Annotated in this window: 8 protein-coding genes; 1 reads left to right on the top strand and 7 read right to left on the bottom strand. The window is 33.9% G+C overall.

The window, feature by feature from the left end; translation table 11 throughout:
- Nucleotides 1–67: 67 nt before the first annotated feature.
- Nucleotides 68–1,870 carry a glycoside hydrolase family 15 protein gene (locus OD803_RS08150; RefSeq protein WP_262733063.1) on the top strand — a complete coding sequence of 601 codons (1,803 nt, stop codon included), beginning with the start codon at nucleotides 68–70 and terminating at the stop codon, nucleotides 1,868–1,870.
- Between the two features lie 2 nt (nucleotides 1,871–1,872).
- On the opposite strand, the gene OD803_RS08145 is transcribed toward OD803_RS08150, so the two are convergent.
- The 7 genes from OD803_RS08145 to OD803_RS08115 all read right to left on the bottom strand — a co-directional run bounded on the left by OD803_RS08145 (nucleotide 1,873) and on the right by OD803_RS08115 (nucleotide 12,178).
- Nucleotides 1,873–3,171 carry a DUF6265 family protein gene (locus OD803_RS08145; RefSeq protein ID WP_262733062.1) on the bottom strand — a complete coding sequence of 433 codons (1,299 nt, stop codon included), beginning with the start codon at nucleotides 3,169–3,171 and terminating at the stop codon, nucleotides 1,873–1,875.
- An 83-nt stretch (nucleotides 3,172–3,254) separates the two neighbouring features.
- Nucleotides 3,255–5,057, bottom strand: a complete 1,803-nt coding sequence (locus tag OD803_RS08140; RefSeq protein ID WP_262733061.1) for an acyl-CoA dehydrogenase family protein — start codon at nucleotides 5,055–5,057, stop codon at nucleotides 3,255–3,257.
- 93 nt (nucleotides 5,058–5,150) lie between these two features.
- On the bottom strand, nucleotides 5,151–6,341 hold the full coding sequence (locus tag OD803_RS08135; protein ID WP_129761281.1) for an acetyl-CoA C-acyltransferase: 1,191 nt from the start codon (nucleotides 6,339–6,341) through the stop codon (nucleotides 5,151–5,153).
- Between the two features lie 6 nt (nucleotides 6,342–6,347).
- Nucleotides 6,348–8,756: a 3-hydroxyacyl-CoA dehydrogenase/enoyl-CoA hydratase family protein gene (locus OD803_RS08130; protein ID WP_262733060.1), complete on the bottom strand. Its 2,409-nt coding sequence runs from the start codon at nucleotides 8,754–8,756 to the stop codon at nucleotides 6,348–6,350.
- A 12-nt stretch (nucleotides 8,757–8,768) separates the two neighbouring features.
- Nucleotides 8,769–9,212 carry a MarR family winged helix-turn-helix transcriptional regulator gene (locus OD803_RS08125; RefSeq protein WP_262733059.1) on the bottom strand — a complete coding sequence of 148 codons (444 nt, stop codon included), beginning with the start codon at nucleotides 9,210–9,212 and terminating at the stop codon, nucleotides 8,769–8,771.
- A gap of 115 nt (nucleotides 9,213–9,327) precedes the next feature.
- Complete coding sequence (locus tag OD803_RS08120; protein WP_262733058.1) at nucleotides 9,328–11,097, bottom strand: AMP-dependent synthetase/ligase; 1,770 nt, start codon at nucleotides 11,095–11,097, stop codon at nucleotides 9,328–9,330.
- A gap of 283 nt (nucleotides 11,098–11,380) precedes the next feature.
- Nucleotides 11,381–12,178, bottom strand: coding sequence for a helix-turn-helix domain-containing protein (locus OD803_RS08115; protein WP_262733057.1), 798 nt, complete (start codon nucleotides 12,176–12,178; stop codon nucleotides 11,381–11,383).
- Between the last annotated feature and the right edge of the window lie 38 nt (nucleotides 12,179–12,216).

The raw sequence follows: 12,216 nt of genomic DNA, 5'->3' as shown, positions 1-12,216 counted from the left end.
GGTTTTAAAGTGTATTTTGTTAATTTAATGAAAAATTAAGTGTTAACCATACCTAAAGCAGTATTTAATGGATAATTTAGATTACGGTATTATTGGAAATTGTAGAAGTGCAGCATTAATTTCAAAAACAGGAGCTATAGAATGGTGTTGTTTGCCAGAGTTTGATTCGTCTTCGGTTTTTGCAAAAATTCTGGATGAAAAAATAGGAGGAAGCTTTGATATTTTAGTAGATGAGAGTTTCTCTGTAACTCAGGATTATATTGAAAACACTACTATTTTAGTTACTAAATTCAGTAACGGAATTGACACTTTTGAGGTGCACGATTTTATGCCTCGATACTACAAGCCTAATGGTGATTACCAATCTCCACCAGAAATTATCAGGTATTTTAAGCATATTTCAGGGAAACCAACATTTAAGGTTAATTACAACCCTAAACTAGAGTATGCTAAAGGAAAGACTGAAATATATGTGAAAGACCATTTTATAGTAAGCCTAACCTATGGTGAAAAGTTTGATACTTTATTTTTATATACCAATTTTGATAAACAAAAAGTTGTTAATGGTAATGAAATTGAATTAACTGCTGATGGATATTTTCTCTTAGGTTATAACGAAAAAGTGTTTGAGACTACTGTGGATAGTATCTTTTTGGAGCACCAACGTACTAAGGTGTATTGGTTAAACTGGATGGATAGAACACCAACCTACAAGCTATACCAAAAACAAATAGCTAGAAGCGCTATGACCTTAAAGTTGCTTACTTATGATAAAACTGGAGCAGTTTTAGCTGCAGCTACAACCTCATTGCCTGAAACTATTGGAGAAGTTAGAAATTGGGATTACCGTTTTTGCTGGATTCGAGATGCATCAATGGTAATTAAAGTGGTTTCAAAATTAGGACATAAAAATATAGCTAAACGCTACTTAAAATTCATAATAGATTTAATACCTGATAAAGATGAAAAACTTCAGATTATGTATGGTATTAATAAAGAGAAAAAACTTACCGAATTTTCATTAGACCATTTAAGCGGTTATAAAAACTCAAGTCCTGTAAGGGTTGGTAATGCAGCTTACAAACAAAAGCAGAATGACATTTATGGTATTTTGATGGATGTAATTCACCAACAGTTTGTAAACTTTTCAATGGATATTGAAAATACCGAAGAGTTGTGGACAATTACTAAAGGTATTGTTTGGGTTGTTAACAAGCACTGGCGAGAAGCTGATAAAGGCATTTGGGAATTTAGAGCAGAAGATAGACATTTCACATTTTCAAAAGTGCTGTGTTGGGTAGCAGTTGATAAAGCAATTAAAGTTGCTGAGTTACTCAACAAGACTAATAAAATTATGAAGTGGAAGCTTATAGAATCTGAAATACGAGAAGATATAATGCAAAACGCATGGAATAACGATGTAAAAGCCTTTACGCAATCTTATGGTTCGTCAGATTTAGACGCATCTGTATTACTAATGGAACCTTATGGATTTATTGATGCTAGAGATCCTAAATATGTAAGTACAGTAAATGCTATTGAAAGAGAGTTGAGTAATGATGGTTTATTGTATCGTTATAAAAACAAAGACGATTTTGGGTTACCATCGTCGTCATTTACAATATGTACGTTTTGGTTTATAAATAGTTTATACAAAATAGGAGAGGTGCAAAAAGCCAAAAAACTATTTGATAAACTATTGTCTTATAGTAATCATCTTGGGTTGTTTAGCGAAGATATAGACTTTAAAACCAAGCGACTTTTAGGTAATTTTCCACAAGCGTATTCGCATTTAGCGTTAATTGAAACAGCAATTAACCTATCTAACATCACAGAGCAGGAACGTGTTATGGATACAATACTTAAATAAAATTACTTTTTATAGTTGAATTTTACGACTTCTATTGAACCATCTTTTTGGTGAATGTCAACATAAACATTCATTTCATTGTCAGAGATGCGTTCAAAGGTCATACCTTCAAAAATCACTTTGTTTGGTGTGATCTCTTTTAAAGGGAAATCTACAGTTTCATCCTTGGTTTCCCAACCTCGTAATTGGCTATCAAAATGTTTAAGCTGAAGGATTAAGCTGTTTTCAACCTCTCTAATAATTTCAATTTCGTAAAACGAAACTTTGTTGTCGTTAATTAATTTAAACGTCGCCATCATTGAGCCACCTGATGGTTTGCTCCAGTTTTCTTCTGTAATTCCACCAAATGCTTCACCTTTCCAATTGCCAGCTATCCAAGCACAATTTTCTAATTTTGGTTCGAGCTTGGTTTCAGTGTTTACAGGAATTTCTGCTTGAGTAGTTTCAGCAGCAATTAATAATTTGGTAGCTTCAGGATTGGTTGTTAATCTTGTAATAGTTGTAATTCCGTAGGAAGATAAATCAGTTACGGTCTTCCAATTGTTGTCTTTGTTTAATGTGAATTTTTGTAAACTACTTCCTTTACCAGAAAGAATAGTTATATGATTAAGCCAACAAATGTCCTCAACACCTTCAATGGTGTTTGCAATGGTTTTTATAGCTCCTGTTTTTGGGTTTAAAGACTTAATTTTCCATTGGGTTTCATCCTCTTTTGAAATAAAGCTTACTAAGTTTGAATTGGGAATTTTATGAAACGAACGACCAACATTTGTTGCGTATTTTTTTGAAATACCTTTATTAACGTCAGTGATATAAAGGTTTAATTCGGTGTCTTCAATAACAGCTGATACAATTGTGTTTTCATCGTACCAAGTGTAGTAAGCAACTACAAGGTCTTTGATTATTTCAGTAGATTCTGAAGTTTTTAAGTTGTACGCATATAAACGCTGTTTACCATCAGGATCTAATCTTACTGCTGAAACTGCATCTTTATTCGGAATTTTTAAAGGTGTGTATTCTCCACCTTCTGTAAAGTTTAACCACGTTTTTGAACCATAGTTTGTATGGTATTTTATAATGTCTGTTTGACCATTTCTGTTTGAAGAAAATAAAATATAGTCTTTGTTCATAAAAGAAGGTTGATTGTCATACCCTTCATTATTAGAAATGTTTTTTCCTGATGTTGCACTAATATTAGAACTTGAAGATTCAATGTTGAATAAAAATATTTCGGTGTCTTGTTGAGAAAAAGCAAAAGCAGATAGCAAAAAAGTAACACTTAATAAGACGATTTTTTTCATGGATTCAGTAATTGATTTTTAAAGGTAATAAAAAAGTCGGCTATAATTAGCCGACTTTTCAACATTTGAACTAGCCTATTGTTTTAAAAACAATATTTATTTTCTGCTTTTACTTTTTCAGCAATTATATTTCTTAGCTCAACTACATTAGGGTAGTTTGCGTATTTTGTAAAACGTTTTAAGCCCATAAGCATTGCTTTTTGCTCGTCACCGTCAGCAAAGGATACAATACCTTCTAAACCATTTTTCTTAACAAGTTCAACAGCATTGAATAGATACAATTTAGCCATTGCTATTTGTTCTTTTTGCTTGTCTTCACCAAAACGTTTAACGTTTTTCTCAGTTCTTAAAATTGTTGACTCTGCCATATATATTTCAATTAAAATATTAGAAGCAGCCATCATTAATTGTTGATGCTTTTCTAAGTCTGGTCCATATTTTTGAACTGCAGCACCAGCAACCATTAAGAATACTTTTTTAAGTTTAGCAATCATTTCTTTTTCTTCTGAAAATAACACAGAATAATCTGGCATATCAAAAGAAGGAATACCCATTAATTCATCTTTTACAGCCATTGCAGGACCTAATAAGTCGACATGACCTTTCATAGCTTTTTTAACTAACATTCCTACTGAAAGCATACGGTTAATTTCGTTTGTACCTTCGTAAATACGAGCAATACGAGCATCTCTCCAAGCAGATTCCATAGGCGTTTCCTCAGAGAATCCCATACCACCAAAAATTTGGATACCTTCATCCGCACAACTTTGTACGTCTTCAGAAACAGCAACTTTTAAGATAGAACACTCAATAGCGTATTCTTCAACACCTTTAAGTTCTGCTTCTTGATGACTATTGCCTTGAGCCATTCTTATAGCTATACGGTCTTCAATATTTTTTGCAGCTCTGTAACACGCAGATTCACCAGCATAGGCATTAGTAGCCATTTCAGCTAATTTAGATTTTATGGCTCCAAATTCAGCAATAGGTGTTTTAAATTGCTTACGTTCAGTTGCATATTGTACACCGCTTGTAGTTATACGTCGTTGTGAATCTAAACAAGCAGCAGCTAATTTAATACGACCTACGTTTAAGGCATTCATAGCAATTTTAAAACCGTTACCACGCTCTGATAACATGTTTTCTACTGGTACTTTTGTGTCGTTAAAAAATACTTGACGTGTAGAACTCGCACGAATACCAAGCTTGTGCTCTTCTTCACCTAAAGTGATACCATTTTCAGGGTTGTTTTCCACAATAAATCCTGTAATGTATTTATCGTCTTCAATACGAGCAAACACAATGAAAAGGTTACAGAATCCAGCATTTGAAATCCACATTTTTTGACCATTGATGATATAATGTTTACCATCATCGGACAATTTAGCGGTAGTTTTACCAGAGTTAGCATCACTTCCGGCACCTGGTTCGGTTAAGCAGTATGCTCCGAACCATTCACCAGAAGCCAACTTTGGCACATATTTTTGTTTTTGTTCTTCAGTTCCATAAAGTGTAATAGGCATGGTTCCAATTCCAGTATGCGCACCAAAAGCAGTACTAAAAGATCCTGTACCACTAGAAATGTAATCGCATACTAGCATAGTAGAAACAAATCCCATTCCCATTCCGCCATATTCTTCAGGAACAGCAACGCTTAAAAATCCCATTTCACCAGCTTTTCTCATACATTCTTCAGTTAAAGCATAGTCTTTTGCTTCAAATCGAGCTTTGTTAGGGATAATTTCTCGGTCGTTAAATTCAATTACCGATTCCTTCATCATTTGTTGTTCTTCTGAAAAATCTTCAGGAGTAAAAATGTCTTCGCAGTTAGTTTCTTTAACTAAGAATTGACCACCTCGTAAAATATCTTTTTCTGTTGCTTCCATTTTTTTAGTATTAAGTATTTTGTATCAAGTATTAAGTGTGAAGAAATTTTGTTGCGTTTTTCTTTGTGCTTAATACTTACATCTTTGTTCTAATTAGTTTAAAAATTCAAAAATTCCGCAAGCACCTTGTCCTGTACCAACACACATTGTTACAGCTCCATATTTACCTGCCATATTGCGTTTACGCATTTCGTCAAACAGTTGAACTGAAAGTTTAGTTCCAGTACAACCTAATGGATGACCAAGAGCAATAGCACCACCATTAACATTAACAAGGTCTGGGTTTAACCCAAGTTCACGAATTACAGCAATAGACTGTGATGCGAAAGCTTCGTTAAGCTCAATAAGTTCTAAATCGTTTTGTTTCAAATTTGCTTGAGCTAATGCCTTTGGAATAGCTTTTACTGGACCAATTCCCATAATACGAGGTTCAACACCAGCAGCAGCATAACTTACTAATCGTGCAATAGGCTTTAAACCTAATTCGTTAACCATGTCTTCGCTCATTACCATTACAAAAGCAGCACCATCACTCATTTGTGATGAATTTCCTGCAGTTACGCTTCCGCCTTGAGCGAAAACAGGACGAAGTTTAGCTAAAGCCTCTAGGTTTGTACCTTTTCTAGGACCTTCGTCTTTATTTACTGTATAAGTTTTTGTAGCCTTTTTACCGTTTTCGTCAATGTATGTTTGCTCTACATTAATAGGAACAATTTGATCTTGAAAACGGTCTTCAGCTTGCGCTTTTAAGGCTTTCATGTGAGAATTGTATGCAAACTCATCTTGATCTTCACGAGAGACTTTAAACTGGTTTGCAACAGCCTCTGCTGTATTTCCCATTCCCCAATAATAATCTTCATGACCCGCTTTTACGGTATCGTAATTTAATTCTGGTTTGAAACCTGTCATAGGTACTGCACTCATACTTTCAGCTCCACCTGCAATAATACAATCGGCCATTCCTGCTTGTATTTTGGCAGTAGCCATACCAATGGTTTCTATTCCTGAAGAACAAAAACGGTTTACAGTAACACCAGGAACATCTACAATATCTAATCCCATTAATGAAATTAAACGTGCCATGTTTAGTCCTTGTGCACCTTCAGGCATAGCGTTACCAACGATAACATCGTCAATACGTTTTGGGTCAAGGTTAGGCAGTTCTTTCATCATGTATTTGATGGTTTCTGCTGCCAGTTCATCGGTTCTTTTAAAGCGGAACAGTCCTTTTGGTGCCTTGCCAACTGCTGTTCTATATGCTTTTACTATATATGCTGTTTTCATGTTTTCTTAGTTTCTTAAAGGTTTCCCTGTTTTTAGCATGTGCTGAATACGCTCAAGTGTTTTACGTTCGGTACAAAGACTTAAAAATGCTTCACGTTCTAGGTCTAATAAATACTGCTCGCTTACAGCTGTAGGTTCACTTAAATCACCACCAGCCATTACGTAAGCCAATTTATTGGCGATTTTTTGGTCGTGTTCACTTATATAGTTACTTGCTTCCATAGAGTCAGTACCTACTAAGAACATACCTAGCGCTTGTTTACCTAACACCTTAACGTCTTTACGTTTTATTGGTTGCGTGTAACCTTGTTCTGCCATTAATTTAGCATAGGCTTTTGCAGTTGCTATTTGTCGATCTTTATTCACTACAACAACATCTTTTCCTTTTTGAAGTATACCTAAATCAAAAGCTTCGTAAGCAGAAGTTGATACTTTTGCCATACCTATGGTTAAGAAATATTCTTGAAGTACGTTAAGTTTTACATCGCCTTTGTGGAATAAATCTGAAGCACGTAAAGCCATTTCTTTAGAACCTCCACCACCAGGAATTACACCTACACCAAACTCTACAAGTCCGATGTAAGTTTCGGCCGCAGCCACAACTTTATCAGCATGAAGCGATAATTCGCAACCACCACCTAGTGTCATACCATGTGGTGCAGCAACTGTTGGAATAGCCGAGTAGCGCATACGCATCATCGTGTCTTGGAAGTATTTGATAGCCATGTTCAATTCGTCATATTCTTGTTCTACAGCCATCATGAAAATCATACCAATATTGGCACCAACCGAGAAATTTGCAGCTTGATTACCAATAACCAAGCCTTGAAAATCTTTTTCAGCTAAATCAACTGCTTTGTTCAATCCTGCAAGTACGTCGCCACCAATGGTGTTCATCTTACTTTGGAATTCACAGTTTAATATACCATCTCCTAAATCTTCAATAACAACACCTGTGTTTTTGAATACTTCTTTGGATTTTCTGATGTTATCTAAAATGATAAATGCATCTTGACCAGGTATTTTGGTTTGTGTTTTTGAAGGAATATCATAGAAATACGAAGCACCATCTTTTACTGTATAGAACGATTTACTACCAGAAGCTAACATGTCGTTTACCCATGAAGCTGGCTCTAAACCTTCAGCTTTCATAATTTCCAAACCTTTTTCTACACCAATAGCATCCCAAATTTGAAATGGACCATGTTCCCAACCAAAACCAGCTTTCATAGCATCATCAATCTTGTAGAGTTCATCGGTAATTTCTGGAATTCTATTAGAAACGTAGGCAAACATAGCAGCGAAATTTTTACGATAAAAATCACCTGCTTTATCTTTTCCGTCAACTAGAATTGGAAAGCGGTCTATAACTTTATCTACTGTTTTGGTAAGTTCTAAAGTGGCAAATTTTGCCGATTTTTTCGATCTGTATTCAAGTGTATCAAGATCTAATGATAAAATTTCGCTTTTGCCATCATCACCTTTTACTTTTTTATAAAATCCTTGACCTGTTTTGCTTCCTAACCATTTGTTTTCCATCATGGTGTTGATGAAATCTGGTAATTTAAACAGTTCATGGGCTTCATCATTAGGACAATTGTCATAAATACCGTTGGCAACATGTACCAAAGTATCTAATCCAACCACATCAACAGTACGGAAAGTAGCCGATTTTGGTCTTCCAATAACAGGACCAGTTAATTTATCAACTTCTTCAATAGTTAAACCCAAATCTTTTACTTGATGGAATAACGATTGTATACCAAAAATACCAATACGGTTTCCAATAAAAGCAGGAGTGTCTTTTGCAACTACAGAAGTTTTACCTAAGTATTGTTCGCCATAACCATTTAAGAAATCAAGAACATCTTGCGATGTTTTTGGTCCTGGAATAATTTCGAATAATTTTAAGTAACGTGCTGGATTAAAAAAGTGCGTTCCGCAGAAATGTGCTTGAAAATCATCGCTTCTGCCTTCACTCATAAACTTAATAGGAATACCAGACGTGTTGGAAGTAATCAAAGTTCCTGGTTTACGGTGTTTGTCAAGCGTTTCAAACACTTTCTTTTTAATATCTAAGCGCTCTACAACCACCTCAATAATCCAATCTACATCAGCAACTTTTGCAATGTCATCTTCTAAATTACCAGTAGTAATTCTGCTTGCAAAATTTTGATGATAAATAGGAGAGGGTTTTGATTTTAAAGCGGTTTGTAACGAGGTGTTAACCAAACGGTTTCTAACCACTTTGTCTTCTAGTGTTAAACCTTTAGCTTTTTCGGTATCGGTAAGTTCTCTAGGAACGATGTCTAACAGTAGTACTTCCACACCAATATTGGCAAAGTGGCAAGCAATACCACTACCCATTATTCCGGATCCGATAACTGCTACTTTATTAATAATTCGTTTACTCATTATTATATATTGTTATTTGTCTTGTTTGTATATTTTTTTGTTTGAAATCATATCGTTAATCAACTCAGCAACTTCATAAAAGTGATTGATTTTTTCTTGTGTGATATTTTCTCTAACAGCTTCGTTGAAGGTTAGTACCTTTTCGCGAGAATAGGCTCTTTTTTCTCTGCCAAACTCTGTGAGGTGAATTAATACACCACGACCATCTTCTGGGTTTGGTTTGCGCTCAATTAAACCACGAGTTTCCATAGTTTTTAATATTCTGGATAATGAAGTAGCTTCCATTCCCATTTTTGGACCTAATGAGGTTGAAGGTGTTCCTTTTTCAGGATCAATACTTAATAAGGTAAAACCTGTAGCCATTGTGCTTTCAAATTTAGAGGCTTCTTCGTTATACATTTTGTTTACTGCTAACCATGTGGTTCGCAATACGTAATCTATGGTCTTATCTTTCATTCAAAAATTTTAAACTTTTCAAATATAATAAAATTTATTATGCATGCATAATAAATAATGATAATTTAACATAAAAAAACACCTTGTATTAAGGTGTTTGTAATTTTAAAGCTTATTAATTGTAGATTTTATCGTAAAGATCCTTATGAATGTTTTTGATGACATCTCGTTTCATTTTCATAGTAGGAGTGAGATGACCACTATCAATTGACCAAATAACTGGTGTTAATTCGAAACGTTTTATTTGTTCCCATTTACCAAAGTGTTTGTTGCAATTGTCAACTTCTTTTTGAATTCTATTTATAACTTCTTCTGAAGCACAAATAGCTTCGGGAGAATTTTCAATGTTTTTCTTTTTACGTTCTATCCATTCAGAAACAAACTCAAAGTTAGGTTGAATAAATGCAGCTGGCATTTTTTCGCCTTCACCTATAACCATTGCTTGTTCAATAAAGCGGGATTGTTTTAAGTACCCTTCTAAAAGTGGTGGAATAATATATTTACCACCTGAGGTTTTAAACATTTCTTTTTTGCGACCAGTAATTTTAAGGAAACCTTCAGGGTCTATTTCACCTTTGTCTCCAGTATGAAAATAGTCGTCAGTCATTACACTAGCTGTTTTTTCTGGATCTTTATAGTAACCCATCATAACGTTGGGTCCTTTTATTAAAACTTCTCCATCATCAGCAATTTTAACTTCAACGTTGTCTATTGGTATACCTACACTACCAACTTTAAACATGTTGTCTGCGTATTTACCAACCGACACAACTGGCGAAGTTTCAGTAAGTCCGTAACCTTCCATGACTTGCATTCCTGCGGCACAAAAAATTCTTGTTAACCTAGGTTGAAGTGGAGCACTACCAGACACCATTGTGCTTAGAGTTCCGCCAAGAGCTTCTTGCCATTTGCTGAAAATTAATTTACGAGCAATACTTAATTTGAATTCATACCAAAAGCCATTTTGTTTATAAGGTTTCCATTGCTCGCCAAGTTCAACAGCCCAATAAAATAGTTTTTGCTTGATACCTGAAAGATCTTCGGCTTTAGCCATAATTTTATCGTATACTTTTTCAAGTAAACGCGGAACAACACTCATAAGGTGTGGTTTTATTTCTTTAGCATTATCACCAATTTTATCTAAACCTTCGGCAAAGTAAATGGAGGTTCCTGCATATTGATAAATGTATATGAGTACGCGCTCAAAAATATGGCAAATAGGTAGGAAACTTAAAATTCTAGTTTCTCCTTTTATGATGGGTAATCTTTTAGAGGAGTCTAATGCATTACTAGTAATATTCCAATGAGACAGCATAACTCCTTTAGGTCTTCCTGTAGTACCAGAGGTGTATATAATAGTTGCTAAGTCTTCAGGTTTTACTGAGTTTTTTCTGGCTTCAACTTCTTCTTGATTACTTGTGTCTTTACCTAGCTCTAATAATTCAGAATAATGCTTACAGCCTTTAATGTGATTAAAAGAATAAACATCTTTTAGCTTAGTATTTCCTATTACTTTATTTACTTTTTCTAGAACTTCTTCGTCTGATACAAAACAATAAATTGATTCGCTATGGTTTAATACATATTCGTAATCTTCGGCAGAAATTGTTGGGTAAATAGGAATATTTTGTGCACCTAATTGTAACACACCAATATCAACTATGTTCCATTCTGTTCTGTTGGTTGAAGATATTACAGCTATTTTATCGTTTTTTTGTATTCCTAATTTTAATAGTGCTCTGCTTAGTGCATTGGCTTTGTCAATATATTCTTGAGTAGATGTTGCAATCCATTCACCATCATATTTTGTCACCAAAGCTTTTTCAAGGCTATTGTTTTCCAATTGATAGTATGGAAAGTCGAAGAGTCTAGTAATTTCTGTCATTGGGTTTCAGTACTATTGAAGACTCGCAAATTATGAAATTACAAATGATTTTCAAATATGTTGTTAAAAAAAAGGGTGTTATTTTAAGATTTTGATGTTTTATAGTCTTATAAATTAAGGATATATTAAGAGTGCTAGTTTAGAAAAAGAAAAAAGGTCAAGTTTAAAAACTTGACCTAATGCATGATTAATAGCTATATTATTCCCTAAATAATTAACTTTAAACTTCAAAATTACTTGTTTAGAGCTAAGGTTTTATGTAAAAAATCGTCAAAATGAAAGTTTAATATCTTATCTTCTTGTAGAGCATGTCCCTGAGTATTGGGTGTTTAGTGCCAAAAAGTTGTTTAGGTGTTTTGCCGCTAAACTGCTTTACATCTCTTGAGAAATGGGAGTAATCATAATATTTAAATTCTTCAATAGCGCTAAGCATATCTATATTATTTGCTTCTAAATGTCTAACAATGTAATTGAACCTAATTAGTCTTAAAAATTTATTGGCAGTCACACCTGTTGCGGTTTTAAAATAACGATTTAACGATGAGTGTGAAATATGAAATTCGTCAATTATATTAGTTACATTAAGCAAACCATTATTGATGAAGATGTAGTCGATAATATCTGAAATTTTACTTTTTTTAATCCACTCAGCATAAAAAGGTTTTAAATGCTTGTCAATTATTAAAATGTAATCGATGTGCGCTGCTGTTTCAATTTCACGATGTAAGTCATCAACTACTTTTTGAGAAACGATATGACTTATTTTAGAAATAGCGCCTTGAATATTTACGTTGGTTTTGGAGATTTGATAAAATCGATCAGTATTCATCCTAATAACAACAAACCAGCTGTTTTTTTTCGCAACAATATTGAAATTAGGCATTATTGAATTTATAAAAACCTTAGGAAGAGTATAGTTTTCTTTTTTGTTGTTAATTGAAATATCACCATAAACCAATACTAAATAACTATAGCCTGTTGAAGTAATAATGGTTTCAAAGTTTTGCTCGTATTCAAGTTTAACCATATTTGAAAACAAAGGATGGTTTTTAATTTCTTTGGATAGAGATAATTTAGGCAAAGTTGATGCAGTTTTTAATGTATGTAATTAATACACTG

It is taken from the genome of Gaetbulibacter sp. NE (genome assembly GCF_025548475.1).
Classification (GTDB): Bacteria; Bacteroidota; Bacteroidia; order Flavobacteriales; family Flavobacteriaceae; genus Gaetbulibacter_B; species Gaetbulibacter_B jejuensis.
Note: the sequence above shows the minus strand (reverse complement) of the source record. Positions and strands in the feature narration are given on the sequence as shown.